This is a genomic window from Leptospira vanthielii serovar Holland str. Waz Holland = ATCC 700522 (genome assembly GCF_000332455.1).
Classification (GTDB): Bacteria; Spirochaetota; Leptospiria; order Leptospirales; family Leptospiraceae; genus Leptospira_A; species Leptospira_A vanthielii.
Window position 1 is genome coordinate 94,359 of record NZ_AOGY02000007.1, and the last position, 16,869, is coordinate 111,227.

General features: G+C 37.9%; 16 protein-coding genes and 1 tRNA gene. 2 read left to right on the forward strand and 15 right to left on the reverse strand.

What is annotated here, in order from left to right; genetic code table 11:
* Positions 1 to 15 precede the first annotated feature (15 nt).
* Complete coding sequence (locus LEP1GSC199_RS01050) at positions 16 to 444, forward strand: DUF423 domain-containing protein (RefSeq protein ID WP_002976078.1); 429 nt, start codon at positions 16 to 18, stop codon at positions 442 to 444.
* On the opposite strand, the gene LEP1GSC199_RS01055 is transcribed toward LEP1GSC199_RS01050, so the two are convergent.
* The gene (locus tag LEP1GSC199_RS01055; protein ID WP_002976001.1) at positions 420 to 746 is read right to left on the reverse strand and encodes a hypothetical protein; all 327 of its coding nucleotides are present in this window, start codon (positions 744 to 746) and stop codon (positions 420 to 422) included. The two genes, LEP1GSC199_RS01050 and LEP1GSC199_RS01055, sit on opposite strands and share 25 nt — an antisense overlap.
* 44 nt (positions 747 to 790) lie before the next feature.
* Positions 791 to 2,296: a carboxypeptidase M32 gene (locus LEP1GSC199_RS01060; protein ID WP_002976104.1), complete on the reverse strand. Its 1,506-nt coding sequence runs from the start codon at positions 2,294 to 2,296 to the stop codon at positions 791 to 793.
* Between the two features lie 83 nt (positions 2,297 to 2,379).
* On the opposite strand from LEP1GSC199_RS01060, the gene LEP1GSC199_RS01065 reads away from it, so the two are divergent.
* Positions 2,380 to 2,450, forward strand: a tRNA-Gly gene (locus tag LEP1GSC199_RS01065).
* A 525-nt stretch (positions 2,451 to 2,975) separates the two neighbouring features.
* On the opposite strand, the gene LEP1GSC199_RS01075 is transcribed toward LEP1GSC199_RS01065, so the two are convergent.
* The 13 genes from LEP1GSC199_RS01075 to LEP1GSC199_RS01135 form a co-directional block, all read right to left on the reverse strand.
* The gene (locus LEP1GSC199_RS01075; RefSeq protein WP_002976139.1) at positions 2,976 to 4,274 is read right to left on the reverse strand and encodes an SMP-30/gluconolactonase/LRE family protein; all 1,299 of its coding nucleotides are present in this window, start codon (positions 4,272 to 4,274) and stop codon (positions 2,976 to 2,978) included.
* 4 nt (positions 4,275 to 4,278) lie between these two features.
* Positions 4,279 to 5,523, reverse strand: a complete 1,245-nt coding sequence (locus LEP1GSC199_RS01080; protein WP_002976046.1) for an SMP-30/gluconolactonase/LRE family protein — start codon at positions 5,521 to 5,523, stop codon at positions 4,279 to 4,281.
* Positions 5,520 to 6,407, reverse strand: a complete 888-nt coding sequence (locus LEP1GSC199_RS01085) for a M24 family metallopeptidase (RefSeq protein ID WP_002976127.1) — start codon at positions 6,405 to 6,407, stop codon at positions 5,520 to 5,522. The genes LEP1GSC199_RS01080 and LEP1GSC199_RS01085 overlap by 4 nt, the downstream gene beginning before the upstream one ends.
* 80 nt (positions 6,408 to 6,487) lie before the next feature.
* The gene (locus LEP1GSC199_RS01090; protein WP_002976058.1) at positions 6,488 to 7,237 is read right to left on the reverse strand and encodes a helix-turn-helix transcriptional regulator; all 750 of its coding nucleotides are present in this window, start codon (positions 7,235 to 7,237) and stop codon (positions 6,488 to 6,490) included.
* An 86-nt stretch (positions 7,238 to 7,323) separates the two neighbouring features.
* Positions 7,324 to 7,785: an iron chaperone gene (locus LEP1GSC199_RS01095; protein ID WP_002975981.1), complete on the reverse strand. Its 462-nt coding sequence runs from the start codon at positions 7,783 to 7,785 to the stop codon at positions 7,324 to 7,326.
* A gap of 13 nt (positions 7,786 to 7,798) precedes the next feature.
* The gene (locus LEP1GSC199_RS01100; RefSeq protein ID WP_002976085.1) at positions 7,799 to 9,190 is read right to left on the reverse strand and encodes an MATE family efflux transporter; all 1,392 of its coding nucleotides are present in this window, start codon (positions 9,188 to 9,190) and stop codon (positions 7,799 to 7,801) included.
* Complete coding sequence (locus tag LEP1GSC199_RS01105; protein ID WP_002976097.1) at positions 9,187 to 9,567, reverse strand: hypothetical protein; 381 nt, start codon at positions 9,565 to 9,567, stop codon at positions 9,187 to 9,189. The genes LEP1GSC199_RS01100 and LEP1GSC199_RS01105 overlap by 4 nt, the downstream gene beginning before the upstream one ends.
* Before the next feature lie 92 nt (positions 9,568 to 9,659).
* Positions 9,660 to 10,622, reverse strand: coding sequence for an SRPBCC family protein (locus LEP1GSC199_RS01110; protein WP_002976018.1), 963 nt, complete (start codon positions 10,620 to 10,622; stop codon positions 9,660 to 9,662).
* Between the two features lies 1 nt (position 10,623).
* Entirely contained in the window at positions 10,624 to 10,977 is a 354-nt protein-coding gene (locus LEP1GSC199_RS01115; RefSeq protein WP_002976009.1) for an ArsR/SmtB family transcription factor, read from the reverse strand.
* A gap of 239 nt (positions 10,978 to 11,216) precedes the next feature.
* Positions 11,217 to 11,525, reverse strand: coding sequence for a carbonic anhydrase (locus LEP1GSC199_RS21550; RefSeq protein WP_002976076.1), 309 nt, complete (start codon positions 11,523 to 11,525; stop codon positions 11,217 to 11,219).
* A gap of 314 nt (positions 11,526 to 11,839) precedes the next feature.
* On the reverse strand, positions 11,840 to 12,916 hold the full coding sequence (locus LEP1GSC199_RS01125) for an alkene reductase (protein ID WP_002976052.1): 1,077 nt from the start codon (positions 12,914 to 12,916) through the stop codon (positions 11,840 to 11,842).
* Positions 12,917 to 13,014: 98 nt separating this feature from the next.
* Positions 13,015 to 15,042, reverse strand: a complete 2,028-nt coding sequence (locus tag LEP1GSC199_RS01130) for a 7TM diverse intracellular signaling domain-containing protein (protein WP_002976113.1) — start codon at positions 15,040 to 15,042, stop codon at positions 13,015 to 13,017.
* The gene (locus LEP1GSC199_RS01135) at positions 15,039 to 16,790 is read right to left on the reverse strand and encodes a hypothetical protein (protein ID WP_039925699.1); all 1,752 of its coding nucleotides are present in this window, start codon (positions 16,788 to 16,790) and stop codon (positions 15,039 to 15,041) included. The genes LEP1GSC199_RS01130 and LEP1GSC199_RS01135 overlap by 4 nt, the downstream gene beginning before the upstream one ends.
* Positions 16,791 to 16,869 lie beyond the last annotated feature (79 nt).

The window sequence follows — 16,869 nt, forward strand, 5'->3', positions numbered from 1 at the left end:
TAGGAAGTATCGTTTATGAATCTTGTCAAGAAGCAATCCTCTTCGGTTTTAGTCCTATTGATTTGCCTTTCTGGTTTTTTAGCTGTTGCCATCGGAGCCTTCGGTGCCCATGGACTAAAAAAAATTGTAAGTCCCGAACTTATGGTAATTTTTGAAACGGGAAACCGATATCATTTTTATCACACACTGGTAGCACTAGCAGCATTTCTAATGTTACAACAATCGCTGATTCTAGAATCTCCAAACAAAAGTAAAACTTATTTAAAAGTGGCAATTTGGATGTTCCTTTTGGGAATTCTGATTTTTTCTTTTAGTTTGTATGCTCTAGCCATTACGGGAAACCGAATTCTTGGAGCCATCACTCCCATAGGCGGAGTGAGTTTTCTAATTGGCTGGATTAGTTTGGGTGTTGGATCTTATTATTTCTTTGTTCCAAAAAAATAATGGCCTTGTTTACTAATTAAATTTCTAGATATCAATCCGTCGGCGATGAGTAACAACCCTTCGGCGGCGGCTTTTTTTGCTTCATCCGGACTGTCTTTTTGTAGAGCCATGAGCTCGTGGACATATTTTCTTTTTTGTACATCCAAAACTCCGAGCATAGAACCTGCAATTTTTTCATCCATTTGCATAAATGCCAAAGCAAGTGTTTGTGGGGGTGTTTCTATACATAAATAATATAAGGCGAGATTATCAAAGTATGACAATTGGCTTAGTTTTTCGAGTGCGGGTTCTGATCCTGACATATAATTCCTTTTTTGTAATTTAATAATCCTAATCCGAAGAATGGTTACGTTGTGATTTCTTTGATTTTTCCATTCAAATAGGAAATCAAATGTTTGGCATTCGGAGATTCGCCGGTAGCTTGTTGCATTAGAGTATCCACATCATAGATTTTTCCTTTGGAGTGGATATTTTTACGCAACCAATTTAATAAATCGGAAAAATCACCATTCGCAGAAAACTTGTTATGCGAATTTGGGAATTCTTCTGAAAACTTTTTAAATAACTGAGAACTAAAAATATTTCCGAGAGTATAAGTCGGAAAGTAACCAAAAGCTCCCATCGACCAATGGATGTCTTGTAAAACACCTTCTGCATCATTCTCAATTTTGAGTCCAAAACTTTCCTTCATTTTTGTATTCCAAATCTCAGGTAAATCTTTGACTTGGATATTTCCATTGATCAGATCTCTTTCAATTTCAAATCGTAATATGATATGAAGGTTGTAAGTGACTTGATCAGCTTCGACTCTCACTTTTGTTTTTTCTGTACTATTGATAAATTGGTAAAGTTCCTTAAATGGAAGATCTTTTTCGATCAGACCAAAATCAGATAACAAAATGGGATAAACAAACTCCCAAAATGGTAACGAACGTCCTACTTGGTTTTCCCACAATCGACTTTGGGATTCATGAATTCCTAAACTTAGGAATTCCGTAATGGGAGTCGGCCAATCGGGCATTGCCGAAAGTCCAGATTCATACAGGGAATGGCCAGTTTCGTGTAACACACCAAAGATGGAGGATAAGGGATCAGTTTCAGAGTATCTTGTTGTGATTCGTTTATCTCCCTTTCCTAAACTTGTCGAAAACGGATGGTTACTTGTATCCAATCTAGATTCTTTTGTTGTGAGACCCAGGAGTGCAGGCAAACGATTACAAAATTTCTTTTGTTTCTCTACAGATATAGACCTAGGAAAAGGATTTTTGAATTTTGGGGCGGTGGCAACAATGGGAACCAAAGATTCTTTCAAATCAGAAAATAAAATTTGAATTTGGTTTGCTTTGGCACCTTTTTCATAACTGTCGAGCAATGCATCATAAGGTTCTGTCGTATAACCAAAGTAATCTGCTTGTTTTTTAGATAACTGAACGAGCTCCTCTAATCGTTTCGAAAATGATTGGAAATCTTTTGCTTTTTTTGCCTCCGCCCATTCTGCATGGGCAAGGTTTGTTACCTTTGCAAATTCAGAAACAAATTCCGAAGGTAATTTATCAGCTTTTTCCTTTTCTTCCATAAGGACTTCCAACTCTCGGTTCCATAAAGAGCGCTCTGATTCTGGCAGTTCACTGATAGATTGTTTTGCCGTTTGGATTTGGTTTAAGAAAGATTTGTCTGTCATCCAATCGTGGGTGAGTTCTGCTACGGCCGCAATCTGGGCAGATCGGTATTCCCGACCCTCTTCCGGCATCATCACTTCGGAATCCCAATGGAGGACGGATGCGACATCTTGGAATAATTTGATTTTACGATATTGTTTTCGGTAATTTTCGAGTGCTTGGGGCAGAGCCATAGACTCATTTTCTTTGTCCCACACTTTCTGGAACCAAAAATCGTTGACCCGTTACCCCCAGCCAAAACTATGTATTTACTGTCGCGGGTGTGGTGTAACGGTAGCACAGCAGCCTTCCAAGCTTCTGGCGAGGGTTCGAGCCCCTTCGCCCGCAAAAGACAGACTCATTTTTTCCCAAAATCCAATTATTCTTTAAGAACCAATCCGAAGGGATCGAACAGTGATGCGAGCTGGAACAGAAGTGACCCATAGGAAACGACTGTTACAGTAAGAAAGCCACGATGGCGAATCAAGAGCAGCGCCGTGACTCGGAGCATTGTGCGGACAGGAGGTCCGAACAGCGGTGAGGGCTTAGGCCCTTCGCCCGCGGTACAGGATTGGATATTAGTATCCCCGCCCGATCAGAGGGTGGGGAACTGAACCCGCCTCCCAATGGCTTCTCAATATCATAATCCTCCCGATGAGAATATTCCTTTTCGAAATCTTAAAAAAATTAGTTCCCGAAAGTTCATATTTCCTTCCATCTTCCAAATGGATTCTGATTTCGGGATAGGTTTTCTTCACGCCACCGATCGAAGTGGAAATCCTTTCCCGAAGGGAAAGATTGGAACGGAGAGCGGGATCGCCTTATGTATGTCAGTTGAATTTTGGGTCGATTGCGAGGCGCCCACATTTCCAGCTAAAGATTGTTTGGGTATGGCATAGTTACAAATCCTTTGAACCCGTCTTGATATACTGCCAAATACAATTTATTTTTTCCTGGTACAACGACAATGATATGCGAAAACAAACTACCATCATGCATACTGAAATATAGAGGTTTACTTCCGTTAGGTGAAAGTGCCAAGATACCCGTTTTTTTGGAAACGGGAAGTAAAATTTCCGGTATGTAAAGTACGAGTCGTTTCAAAGATGGATGTTTATGCAACCAAGTAATTAGTTTGGATCTTTCTACTGGGATTGCGATCCAAATCCGTCCACTCGCATCTCTATCCATTCCATCCGGAAATCCAGGAAGCCCTTCGATGACAATTTCATCTTTCCCTTTTTTATCGCCAGTTAGGTGTAAACGAATGAGCCTTGATTTAGATAATTCGTTTAAAAGAATAGAAGATTCGATATCTCCTTGTGCGTATTCCAATAAGATTCCATCTAAATATGTGTATTGATGGGCGATTAAACTTGCAGTATTATCTTTCAAATCATATTTCCAAAGATGTCCGTTCCGTCCTAAAGTCAAGACTTCGTGTTTGGATTGAGAACTCACTCCAAGGATGGAATTTGGATGATTATATGGTTCCGTAAAATAGATTCGTTCCCCATCTTTACTAATCGTCAAATCATCTGCTTTTTCAACATTGCGACTGTTGGTATCATCTAGTTGTGAAATCGGAATTTTAGTTTCTTTCTCTGCTGTGAAAAAGATTCCAATTTGATCACCTAACGGTTCTTTTGTTTTATCTGTTATGGGCACACGAGTGCCAATTTTACGTAGTTGTTTAGTTGATATTGTTAATTCATAAATCCCAGGTCCATCTGTTAGATTTGTATCATGTTGTTTTCCGCGAGATAAACACATATAGATGATATCATTGTTTTTGGGATGGAATACCATTCCTCCCGGCAATAATGGAGTTTTGACAAAAGGTTCCGAAGTATTATTGGTTAAATCTACTTTCCAAATCCAACCATCAATCGAAGCAACGAAAGCTCTACCTAAATCTTCTTGCAAAAGAATTTCATCTTGGGCAGGTAGAGTTGATCCGCTAATCGTTACTGTTTGTTTGATTGGATCACCTTCGGACTTAATAGAATTTATCGTTGGATGGTAAGGGAGTTCTACTGGCCCTTTGATTTGGTTTTTGAAGTATTCTTCTGGTGTCCGACAAGAAATTAAGATCAAAATTAAACTGATGGCCGGAAGTGAAAAGAAATTCCTATGAATCGGTACGGATTGTTGGCTGAAATTTGTTTTCATTGAATTATTCGCCTAACTTTAAATTGTCGATTGATATCGAATATAAACCTCTAGATGAGGTATTAAAGGAAGGAAAGTAGATAGACTCTAAATTAGGAACTGCCACAGATATATCTTTAATTTTTGATCCATCATGCATTGAGTAGTAGAGTGCTTTTTTACCGGATGAATCGAGAACAAGGATTCCCGTTTTTTTAGCAATCGGTAAGATTCGTTGCGGAAGCGATAAAAGAAATGGTTTTAGCCATGGATTGTTATGGATAAAGTTCACAAGACCAGAGCGTGGTTTGATGATACCAACCCAAATTCTTCCTTTCGAATCTCTTTCCAATCCATCGGCAAGACCCGGAAGGTTTTCAAATAAAACTTCTGAAGTTCCTTCTTTTTTTCCGCTAATGTTTGCTTTGATGATTCTAAACTTTGTTGTCTCTGTAATGATTACAGATTCTTCTTTGGACTCAGAATGGTCTGCAATGATGATTCCATCTACAAAAGTAAATCCATTCATAACAAGAGAGATTGTATTTTGTTTTCTGTCAAACATCCAAAGTTTACCATGAGGATAGAGTCCGATGGCTTCCGGTACAGCACCACTTCCCATCGCGGCATCAGACCTTTCAAATGGTTCAGAAATATAAATTCTATTACCATCGTTAGATACAGCGAGATCGTTACATAAGGAAAAGGATCTAGAATTTGTTTCGTTTAGGCTTTTTAAGGCAAAGGTGGGTCGTTTGGACTCTGGATATACAATTTCAAAGTCGGAATTTTCGATTTTAGGTAATGTTAATACAAGAGGTACAACAGATTTTGATTTTATGTTTACCTCATACAATCCAACTCGTTGTGTTTCATCGTAGGTTACACCTCCAAGTTTTGATGCGCAAACTAATATGGATTCATTATTTTTATTTGCAAATTGTAAACCTGCAGGATTTACCGGAGGTTTGACCCAAGCAGTTGCCGTATTCGATTTCAAATCCAATTTCCAAATCCAACCATCCATTCCAGAAGCAAACGCTATTTGATTTTGATTATCAAAAATGAGATCATCATGACCAGGTAACTCCTGTATGCTGACAGTTAAATTGCCTAAAAATGGATCTGGTTTACTTGCTTCTAAAATAGAATCCGGAACTTTACCCAGTTTATAGGCGGTTCCAATTTTAATATTACCAGTGTTACATCCAATGGACAATATAGATAATAAAGAGATTAAAGTGATATATTGATATTTTTTTATTTTCATTTTGATTCCTTCGTTGTTTGGTATTTTCTTACTTGAGGAACATCATCGTCTAACCAATAGGCTTTGTTTTCTTCCACAACCAATATCTCTTCGAATTTAAATCCAGTTTTTCCTCTACCTAAATGTGGTTCGATCGCCCACAATCCAACTTTGTTGCCTTCGTGATCTGGTGTTAATAGTTCAGGCAAAACTTTATGTGATAAAAATTCATACGACCCTTGTAAGCTAAACCAACTGGCAAAACTAATCGGTAATAAAGGAAAGGAAATATTTGGAAGATTTACTTTATACACTCGATGACCAAGTACAGCAAATGGATACAATGCATGGACATTGTCGAAGCCGGATTTTTTTGCATCCGAATCGATTTTCCACCAAATCTCGGATGATGTCATCGCAGAACTAAAGTATTTTGGAATTTCTTCTCGAAGTTTTAATAGGTAATCCATTCCTTTATCGAGTTCTGAATTTTTAATTAATGAAGAAGAATAACCAATGTCACCAATGTAACCTTCTACAACGGGAGATACATCCAAGATAAATGATTCCTCTTCGATTAATTTCTTTTTACCAGGATGAAATTGAGTGAAACGTTTGTATCCATCAAACCTTGCATGTTCACCGAACCAAGCAAAGGGTCTATGTAAAAAAACTTTCACTCCATGATCACGTAGATACTCATCCATACGTTTGGCAGTTTGTTTCTCTGTCCAACCAGGTTTCATTTCTTTTTCAATCGTTGTAACACAATCATATGCCAGTCTTTGTGCTTTTAAAAAACCTGCTTTCTCTTCTAGAGAAGGAATTTTGATCGATTCAGATTTAAATTTCGAAAACTTCGAGGATAATTTAGATAATAATCCTCTTTCTTTTGTTAAGGGCATGGCTTCTCTTTTCCTTGGTAGAGAAAGAGAGTAACAAATTATAAAAATCTGTGCTTGAATGATTCCGGTATTTTTAAGATTTATCGCAGTTTTTCATCAGGTTCGCAGAATCTAACTTCTGCGGTTTTGAGATGACCAAAAAATAATGAAGGTATAAATCCAAAGTTTTCTTTAAACGTTCGGGAAAAGTGAGCCGAATCAGAAAAACCAGCAGCGTGCGCAGCGTCTGTAAGATTATTACCAGCTTTCAGCTCTTTCACCGCACGTAAAATTCGTACCCATAACAAATACCTTCGCAGGGGAATTCCAAGATTTTCTTTAAATAGGCGAATCAATCTATCTTCCGAAATAGAAAAATCTTTACCAATTTCTTTCATTCGAATGCTACTTGGAATCTCCATTCGGATTCTTTTTGCAATCTTTTGAATTCTTGGATCTACAGTAGTCTTTAATGCATCAAATGGATATACAGTTCGAAGTAAATTAAATTGCAATTGGGTTGCTTCATCATCGCTTAAGTCGCCGTAATACAATGACCAAAGGGAATCGATTAAAGGTAAAAATTTTTGAATCTCTAATTTTTTAACTTCACCAGAAGAGATTGATTCAGATATGGATCCAAACTCATAGGTTTCTGGATCAATGAGTAAAGCAACCATTTCCACCCCAGGTGAAATGGTTCTATGGTATGTATTTGGACCAACCAAAGCTACCCTGTATTCTTCTTTGCCTAAATCAGTTTCGATTGTGATGTTTTTTTCTAATGAGATGGCGAGAGTTGCTGCATAATGCGAGTGAAAATCGGTTTGCATACTGTTAGTTGCAAACATCACTCGACTATTCCATAAATAAAGTATACTTTTGCTTTCAAACTCCATCTATGATCCTTTCTCAAATATATAGAAAATGTTCATAGTTAAAACAGAAAGTAATAACATCGAAAAAATATTAATTCTTCACTCATGATTTGTTTTAGATTTCTTTTGGGAGGCTTTTGATTTTTTTTTTGAACCTTTTTCTTTGTTTTTTCCAAATTTTCGGTAACTCGAAACTTTACAATTTTTTTGATCAAACCATAGGGAATTGGTTCATTCAAAGGAAATTGAATGGATCCTTTACCAAATTTATATTTTGAAATCTCTTTCTGAAAGGCAAGGTTTCCAGAGGGAAGCGCATAAAATCCAATATGTTTTGCATACGCCGCAAAATGTACTAAGGTTTTGTTTAAAACAAATGTTGGCATGGCATAACTAATGGCTTCCCTTGCCTCTGGCACTTCCTTTTGAATTGTACTTCGAATCTTTTGAAGGATTTGTTGTACTTCTTTCGGAAAGTTTTCTATATATTCATCGATTGATTTTGGAATCTTTGACTTCATAGCTAAATATTTTTTATACCTTTGTTTGTTTCCAATATCCTTTAGTGAATAACCAAAGAGTAAAAACACCGACAGACGATTCCGAAAGCATAATAGCCCAAAACACTCCCGTTGGTCCATAAGCTAAATGTTTTCCCAAAATATAGGCGAGTGGGATTTGGATTAACCAGAAGAAAACTACATTGATTTTTGTTGGTGTGATAGTATCCCCAGCACCATTAAATGCCTGTCCTGCGGCCATCCACCAAGCATAAATGAAATAGGAATAGGATACAATCTGTAACCATTTCCCACCAATTTTAATGACTTCTGGATCTTCCGTAAAAATCGAAATTAAATTTTCGCTCCAAAAATAATAGATGATGGAAACAAAAATCAAATAACCCATGTTACAGAATCCAGTATACCATACGGATTGTTCTGCTCGTTCTGGTTTTCCAGCCCCCAGGTTTTGACCCACTAAGGTTGCCACTGCATTGGACATTCCCCAAGAAGGCATAAGGGTAAACATCATAGTCCTGAGGGCAATGGTGGCTCCGGCAACCGTTTGACTTCCAAATTCGGAAAGTATCCTCATAATAAAAATCCAAGAGGTCATTCCCACAATCATTTGGCCAATTCCACCGAGTGATGTTTTTAAGATGCCTAAAATGGTTTCCCATTCTATTTTCAGATGTGTTCGAAGGATTTTTATATGTTTACCACCTTGAAATAACAACCATAACTGAAAGAGAACTCCAATTCCTCGACCCAAGTTTGTTGCAATAGCTGCACCCGTAATTCCAAAGGCAGGAATCGGTCCTAAACCAAAAATAAAAATGGGATCCAAAATAATATTAAGTCCATTGGAAACCCACAAAACTTTCATGGATATTGCCGCATCTCCTGCACCGCGAAAAACTGCATTGATAAGAAAAAGTAGGATGATGACAATATTACCACCTAACATCCACTGCATATAATGGTATCCTTCTGTTAGGACCCACTCATCTCCGCCCATAAGGAGCAGAAGTTCTTTTGAAAAAAATATTCCAGCGATAGCAAAAGGAATGGATGCGATGATCGCAATCCAAATGGATTGAATTGCTGCTACACCTGCCTTATCTTTTTCTTTTTCTCCAATCCTTCTAGCAACAATGGCTGTCACAGAAAAAGATAGACCCATGGCAACAGAATACAGAAGAAATAAATAGGTTTCCGTAAGACCCACTGTTGCAATGGCAGAAGCTCCCAAGGCACCAACAAAATAAATATCTACAACCGCAAATACTGATTCTAATACGAGTTCCAAAACCATCGGAACAGATAGTAGAAACACTGCTTTTCGAATGCTAACTTCGGTATAATCTGCTTCGGAGCCCGCGAGAGCCTTTTTTAAATCTTCCCATAAACTAGCGCCTGTCATTTGGATTTTCCCGTAGATACATAGAGTTTACCACCTAAATAGGCGATCGGTGGGGTAAGTATCACTAAAGACCAAGAATACCACCACGGACCTAAATGTCCTGCGAGGATGGCCCCTGTAATTCCAAGCACCAAACCAATTCCACCTAAAATATATGCATGTTTCATGGGGTTTTGAGGGGCTAATCTTGCGGTCAAATAACATCCGAAAATACTGAATATGATTCTATAACCTAACACAAATAGTACAATAGGTGTCGCTACAAACATATGATCATAAGGAAGTATATTCATAACTTTGAGGATTGTATCAAATAAGATGGAAAGAATTACGTTGGATATTAACCCAACGAAGATGGCAATGACGCTTTTTAACATGTGTATTAATTTCCTTTGGCTGCTTTCTCTAGATGAGCTATAATGATTTTTTTTTGAACCCTAGAAATGACGTAACTTTATGAAGATTCATTTTATTTCTCCAAATATTGATTGAGTTTCGAAAGTGTTTGTTGCCCGCTTTCAATAGCTCCAAAGCCAATCACCGCATTTCGAACGTTTGTATCAGGAAAAGTCATTTGCATCTTTACTAATGTTTGATTCTTATCGAGGGCAATTAGATATACGTTTACTAAAAAATCATCATTTTTATTTTCTTCGCCAGATCCATGTAGGTATTCTAAGTAGTCGAATTTTCTAATCTCTTTATATAAGATGGTGTTTGGCCAAACTTTTCCATCTGGTCCAAGCATAGTAAAAATCCATTTCCCACCGACTTTAAAGTCCATAGACTGGGTCGTAGTTTTGAATCCACTCGGACCCCACCAAGAATCAATTGTCAGTGGATTTGAAAGTGCATTAAAAACCAACTCTTGGGGATGGTTTAATTTCTTTTCTAAGCTGATTTGATTCGGGTTAGGTAATGCATTCGTTTCTAATTTTTCGAAACTATCTGACCAACCTTCTTTCATTCCTGAATTAGCAAATCCATCCCGAATTTGATTGCTCGCAAATTCGGTAAAGAGAGTCACTTTTGTTTTTCCCTCTGCCTCTTCGAAGAGTACTCTTAATTTTGAATTTAAAATGTCTCGATCGCCAGTGACGCCTGCCATTTTTTGAACTTCCTGTACCCATTCGTCCGGATGTTCATCAACTAAATCACTGATCACAAAACTTTGAAATGGAGTGATTTCTAAAAACTTTCCTTTGACTGGATAATCCACTCCTTCCGGAGATCGCATAACGATTCGATATGATCCACCGACTTTAAAATCAAATTCCACTGTTGGGTTTGTAAATCCTTTTGGACCCCACCATTTTTCAATATGTACCGGGTTTGTCCAAACTTCCCAAACAAGTTGGATGGGTGCATCAAACAATCGTTCGATGCGAACTATTTTTTCTTCTAATGTGAGAACTACATCTGATTTAAACATATTAATTTTTTCCTTTTGATTTTTGTAACTCTAGCAGGTATACATCCAAACGATCCAATCGTTCTTCCCATAACCGTTTGTATTGTTCCAACCATTGATTGGCTTCTTGCAGTGCTTCAACCTTCAAACGACAGGGTCTAAATTGTGCCGCTTTGCCTTTTTCGATGAGCCCAGCCTTTTCCAAAACTTTTAGGTGTTTGGAAATTCCGGGTAGGCTCATTTCGAAAGGTTCTGCCAATTGAAGGACAGTCGCTTCACCAGAAACTAATTGCATCAAAATCTGCCGGCGTGTTGGATCTGCCAACGCCTGGAATGTGGCATTCAGTGCTTCTTCAGATTCTTTTAATTTAACCATTTAGCTAATTAACCTTTTGGCTAAATTGGAAGGGTAACCAAATTCTGTCAACGGGATTTCGTTAGATTGTGGCTGAACTCAGGTGTACTGGCTGAATATGAGTATCCCCGCCCGATTTGAGGGTGGGGAACTGAACCCGCCTCCCAATGCGTTCCTTGTATCATAATCCCCGGATTTCAGAAATCCAAATCCAAAACACTCGGAAATTATTTCGAATAAGTTCATGTTTTAAAATGTTGTTACCTACTGCAAATCAACCGAAAGCATTCATTCAGATAGAAACAGAAAAATAGAATTTTAGAGGATTCTAGGAAATCGAAAAATCCCAACCAACGTTTGTTAGAAGGGATTAAAAAAGGAATGAACTTAGCTTCGTCTGAACCACCAGACTCTTCCAAATTGCGCCATCCGTTGGAATCAATAGTGGCCGTTTTCAAACTTTTTGAAAGTAGGTTACGAATGATCGGGTCCGTAAACAATTGCATCCCACAATCGGAGTGATGGATGACAAAAAATTCTTTAGTTCCTAGGAGTTTATAAGAAATCACAAGGGAACGAATCGCATCATTGCTCGCAATAACGGAACAGAAAAGAAAACATTTTTCTAGGGAAGGATTTTTTAATCAGATCTGCACAGTGGATTTGGCAAATGCTCAAGGGATTGGAGGTTCTTCTTAGGATGAAATTTCTGCGCCAGGGATACGGAAGGCTTGGTCGCCTGCCATCGTTAGATGGAAGGAGACGGGAGCGAAAGCGGACCCTGAAGTAGCCCGGTCAAGGTTACCAAAGAATCCTAATTTTAGTGAAATTTGAGGCGCTAAAAAAACTAAAAAAGATATAAGATCTTTTTTGTTAATCGTTGTTAGCTTGCAAAAGCATAATCGCTATACCCTTTTTCACCAGGTGTATAAAGAGTGGTTTCGTCAAAGGAAACAAGAGGGATGTTCTTTTGGAACCGAGTGACTAGGTCGGGATTGGCAAGGAATGGTTTGCCAAAAGCGACAAGGTCAGCAAGTCCAGAAGAGAGATCTTTTTCAGCACGTTCCACGTCATACCCGCCACTTAAGATGAGAGTTCCCTTAAAAGCCTTACGAATGTTTTGAACTGTTTCTGGTTCTACAGTTGGTGCCCCCATGGAAGAATGGTCTACCAAATGGATGTATACAATTCCGATTTCATTCAACTTTTCAGCTAACAACGAATACTCGTCATGAGTTTCTGGAAAAGGAAAAAGATCATTAAAAGCGCCGTACGGTGACAAACGAATTGCAGTTTTTTCTTTTCCGATAGCGACACTCACCGCGCTCGCAACTTCTACAACAAATCGAATTCGGTTTTCAATAGAACCACCGTATTCGTCTGTTCTTTGGTTTGAGGAAGGATGTAAAAATTGTTCTAGTAAATATCCGTTCGCTGCATGTAACTCCACCCCATCAAATCCTGCTTGGACTGCATTTTTCGATGCATTCACAAATTCTTCTAAGGTAGATTTTAATTCTGATTTGCTCATCTCTTGTGGAGTGGGATGGTCTTTCATTCCGTCCGCATCTGTCCACATTTGTCCTTTGGCAAGAATCGCAGAAGGTCCAAGAACTTTTGCCCCTTTTGGTAAATTCAATTCGTGTCCAATACGACCCGTATGCATCAGTTGGACAAAAATTTTACTCCCTTTGGCATGAACTTTATCTGTTACTTTTTTCCATGCTTTGGTTTGTTCTTCTGAAAAAATTCCAGGAATTCTCGCATAACCTAGACCATTCGGGGAAGGTGAGGTTCCTTCTGTGATGATGAGTCCAGCCTCAGCTCTTTGTTCATAATACGTGGCTACGAGGTCACCAGGTACGTTTCCGAGGGAACGCGAACGGGTCATGGGTGCCATCACCACTTTATTTTTTAAGGAAAGATTTCCTAACTTCGCTTCTGAAAATAATGATTTCACAAGGTTCTCCAATTGTATTTGTTATTAAAAAATAGACTATAACATGAAGTGATTTGATGTTATAATTATTTAATATTAAACTAATTTTCGAAAAAAAATCAAAAATCGATCCCGAGAATGGTTAGGTCGTCCTGGCGGTCCTGACCATTGAGAAATATTTGTAGTGTTTTTAGGAGGTGGTCTTCGACATCCGTAAGGGTTAAGTGACGAGTGGATTGGAAAAGATGGTAGAGGGACTCCTCTCCAAACTCCTCATCTTTAGAATTAAACGCCTCAAACACCCCATCGGTAAATACAAAGAGCCGATCCATCGGCCCAAAGGATAGTTCCGATTGTTCATAATGGATTTGTTTTTTTAGCCCGATCATCCTACCTGTTTTTGTTAACAGCAAAAGTTGGTCATTTTGTAAAAGCACTGCTGCCGGATGGCCTGCGGAAGCAAACTGAATCTTTTTTTCGATTAAGTCTATATCTAAAATCAAAGCAGTTAAGAGGCTATTGAGTGAGACAAAGTTATCCATAAACTCTTCATTAAAAATTTCCATCACCTTCGATGGCGATAATTCGAAGTTTTTGATATTGTCATACAACCCTTTGATTGCCATTGTAATCATCGCTGCATGCACTCCATGGCCCGTTGCATCAGCAATGAGAATTCTATATTTGGATTCGTTTAATTGGCAAATATCAAAAAAATCTCCACCCACTTCCGATACAGGAAGATAACGATACACAAGATTTAATTCTTTAATCAATTGTGTATCGGTGACGAGAGAATTCTCTTGGATTTTTTTTGCCACAAAGAGATCTCGTTTCATGGCACTGAGGGTACGATTTAAAGTTTGCGTGCGTTCTCTGACTTTTTCTTCTAAGTCAGAATTGGACTTTTCCAAATTAAATTTTACAAGTGTTTCCGCCATTTCTTTTTCTTTGATGATGGTGTTGTAACGATCCGCCAGAGCAAAGGCAAGTAACATCATTTCAGCAGCGGAACCATATTGTGGTCCATCGATGGTAAAGGAATTAGTTGGAAGGAGTCCTAATGCCCTCAGTGTAGAAACAATAAGAGCTAAAAATAAAAATGCAAAAGCTAATAGAAAGAAATAGGCAATTCTTTCTTTTTTCAAAGAACAAATGGTTCCAACAAATAAAATCCAAAATGCTGTGAACGCATGGCTTAAAACTATGATTTTAATCATCGAGTCAAAAGAATAAATATAAAAAATTGGCAAGAGGATCTGTAGGACGATCAAACCGATACTCATTCGATCCAATTTAGGAATCAACTGCTTCGTATTTAATAAACTTCTCATAAATACTAAAAAGAGAATCAAAACTATAGAGATAAATAGATTCACCGAATATTGATCCATCCACGGTGAGTGCGGCCATAGGTATTCCGAAGCAATTCCATTATGTGAAGCGATAGTAAATGCTGTACTAGAAACGACTAAAACATATAGAAAGTAATTAGAATCCTTTAAGATAAAAAATAGAAACAAATTGAAAAGAACCATGGCGAATGCGATTCCAAAGTACATGGCTTGAATGACATGGTCATTGATCTCGTGACGATCATATAAATCTCGATTCCACAATTGGATGGGAAGATTGATTGAGTTAGGTGACTTTACTTTCAAAAAAACCGTAGCATTCGTATTTTCTGGAAATGAAATGGGAAATACAAAAAACCTACTTTGGTAGGGACGTTCTGCCATCGGAACAGAGTATCCAGATGGAATTTTTTTCATTTCTTTTGGGTTTTGAAAGTACAAATCCAGTGTTTGTAATCGCGGATAAGAAATGACAATAGTGATTTCTTTTGAGGTTTGGTTTGAATTTTTTAATTGGATTTTTAGCCAATACGTTGATTTTGAATAGGAAAAATTGAAAGCCTCATCTGAGGAAGGAACGTTTATAAATTTTGATTCATAGATTGGGGAGCGAATGGATTCAAAATCCAAATCACTTGTCGGATCTTCCAAAACTAACATTGATTTAGCAAGATAAATTGGGAATTTATCACTTTCTCGAATATCAATGATTGGAACCTCCGCAGAAATTGGAAAGACACTCAATAATAAATAAATCGAAAGATAAAACCTATGGTTTAGAATCCATTTCATCTGGAATTTTCCGTAGCAAATAAATCGAGAGAAAACATTTGGTTGTTTTTTGCAAAAATACAAATTCCATCAAAACTCACCGACAGCCCTTGGGGACCAGGAAGTAATTTCTCTGTGATTACCTCTCCTTTTGGGGAAAGTAAAAGAAGCGAAGTCTCTTTATCATCACTATAGTCATCATGGAAGCTAAGAAGGACGATTGTATGTTTTCCATCAAACGTAAAGACAGATAATACCTCCGATTCGATTGGCTTCTCTAACAAAAGATTTCCCGAAAAATCAATCATATAGATACCGGAAAAATCACTTGTGATGACGATTCGATCTTCGGTTACAATGACAGGTGTTTTTGCCATTCCAAAGGAATGAGGCCCAAGAGTATCCGTTGCACTGAAGGGAAATTTTTTAATGGTTTCCAATTGGGAATCCAAAAGCAGGGATCCATCTAGTGAAAATGGCAAATAAATTCCTCCAGGAAATTCGATTGGTGTGGAAGCCAACTCTCGAACCAAAGAGATCCCCGAATCGTGAGTTTGTTTGAATTCCCTTTTCTCTCCTGTATTTGCTGATTCTACGATGGCATAATAATAGTAAAATTGGTACTGCGAATCGATGAACACGGGATGGTAAGGAGATAAGTATTGAAAAATAATTTCATCAGAAGAATTGATTCCCAGAATTCCTTTGAGTGTATGGAAGAGGAGATTTCCTGATTCTGTTTCAAAAACCTTACCCGAAAAAATTTCAAATTTTGGTAATGAAATGCTTCGGATTAATTTTCCAGATTTCAAATCATAAACTTGGATTTGGGATTTGTGGGGAAGATACAATGTATCACCTAGTATCGTAAAACAAAAATTATGCGAAATTCGATTCTCTGAGACATCACGTTCTTCTGTCGAAAGGATTTCATAACACTTATATGCAAGTGGTATAGATACAATGAGTTTGCCGGAGAGATCATAAATACAAAGCGTATCGGGTCTGTTTAGTTTTGAAAAGTATTCCGATCCTTTTTGAAATCCTTGGTAAGAACAAAGATAACCTGATTGGTAAAAGAGAATCGGAATTTCTAAACCTTCTAAAAAAGGCTTACTTATTGGGACTTTCCAAAGGATTCCCTTTTTGGTTAAATCGTAGGTTTGTAAAAAGTATTTCTCCCCAAAAGAAGTGATGAAAGCAAATTGGTCCCTTGCAATAAATTCAGAAACAATGGCGGTTTCATTTTCTGCCAAAGAAAAGAGTGGGCCCGCAGAAGTGGGGAATCCTTTTTTTTGGATTTCTTGGAATTCGTTTGGATAATGTTTTTGAAACGATTGGAGAAGCCATCTCTTGATTGTAGAGGGCAAACTAGGATCACGTTGGAAATATAGAGTTTTTAATGCCTCTGTTTCCGTTTGGGATAAAACTTCTAAAATTTCCTCAAAGAATGTATAAGGAAATAGAGAATTTTTATGGGTGATGATTCCCGGAACAGAAGGATGCCGAATCAATTCTGAACGCTGATCATCAAATCGCTCGGCAGTTTGTTCGTAAAACTCTGGATAGGTGGATCTAGGATCACCAGTACCTCGGGTTTTGATCCACCAAAGACTATGGCAATCTTTACATTCATAGATTTCCTGAAACAGATTCAGGGAGTTTCCTACGATATCATCGATAGGAAACGAGTGGGTTTGACGTTCGTCCTGCACCGGCTCTAATCGGGAAAAACTGGAGGATCCTTTCTGACAAAATAAACACGACATATAGTTTCAGGGAGTCTAGATCTATCTAGGAAAACTCCGTAAGTCAAGTCCGATTCTAACCGAACGAAATAAACGCATA

Bases quoted from the DNA above. Each gene is read 5' to 3' on its own strand.
- LEP1GSC199_RS01050 (WP_002976078.1), top strand. From the start codon at position 16: ATGAATCTTGTCAAGAAGCAATCCTCTTCGGTTTTAGTCCTATTGATT.
- LEP1GSC199_RS01055 (WP_002976001.1), bottom strand. From the start codon at position 746: ATGTCAGGATCAGAACCCGCACTCGAAAAACTAAGCCAATTGTCATAC.
- LEP1GSC199_RS01060 (WP_002976104.1), bottom strand. From the start codon at position 2,296: ATGGCTCTGCCCCAAGCACTCGAAAATTACCGAAAACAATATCGTAAA.
- LEP1GSC199_RS01075 (WP_002976139.1), bottom strand. From the start codon at position 4,274: ATGAAAACAAATTTCAGCCAACAATCCGTACCGATTCATAGGAATTTC.
- LEP1GSC199_RS01080 (WP_002976046.1), bottom strand. From the start codon at position 5,523: ATGAAAATAAAAAAATATCAATATATCACTTTAATCTCTTTATTATCT.
- LEP1GSC199_RS01085 (WP_002976127.1), bottom strand. From the start codon at position 6,407: ATGCCCTTAACAAAAGAAAGAGGATTATTATCTAAATTATCCTCGAAG.
- LEP1GSC199_RS01090 (WP_002976058.1), bottom strand. From the start codon at position 7,237: ATGTTTGCAACTAACAGTATGCAAACCGATTTTCACTCGCATTATGCA.
- LEP1GSC199_RS01095 (WP_002975981.1), bottom strand. From the start codon at position 7,785: ATGAAGTCAAAGATTCCAAAATCAATCGATGAATATATAGAAAACTTT.
- LEP1GSC199_RS01100 (WP_002976085.1), bottom strand. From the start codon at position 9,190: ATGACAGGCGCTAGTTTATGGGAAGATTTAAAAAAGGCTCTCGCGGGC.
- LEP1GSC199_RS01105 (WP_002976097.1), bottom strand. From the start codon at position 9,567: ATGTTAAAAAGCGTCATTGCCATCTTCGTTGGGTTAATATCCAACGTA.
- LEP1GSC199_RS01110 (WP_002976018.1), bottom strand. From the start codon at position 10,622: ATGTTTAAATCAGATGTAGTTCTCACATTAGAAGAAAAAATAGTTCGC.
- LEP1GSC199_RS01115 (WP_002976009.1), bottom strand. From the start codon at position 10,977: ATGGTTAAATTAAAAGAATCTGAAGAAGCACTGAATGCCACATTCCAG.
- LEP1GSC199_RS01130 (WP_002976113.1), bottom strand. From the start codon at position 15,042: ATGAAATGGATTCTAAACCATAGGTTTTATCTTTCGATTTATTTATTA.
- LEP1GSC199_RS01135 (WP_039925699.1), bottom strand. From the start codon at position 16,790: ATGTCGTGTTTATTTTGTCAGAAAGGATCCTCCAGTTTTTCCCGATTA.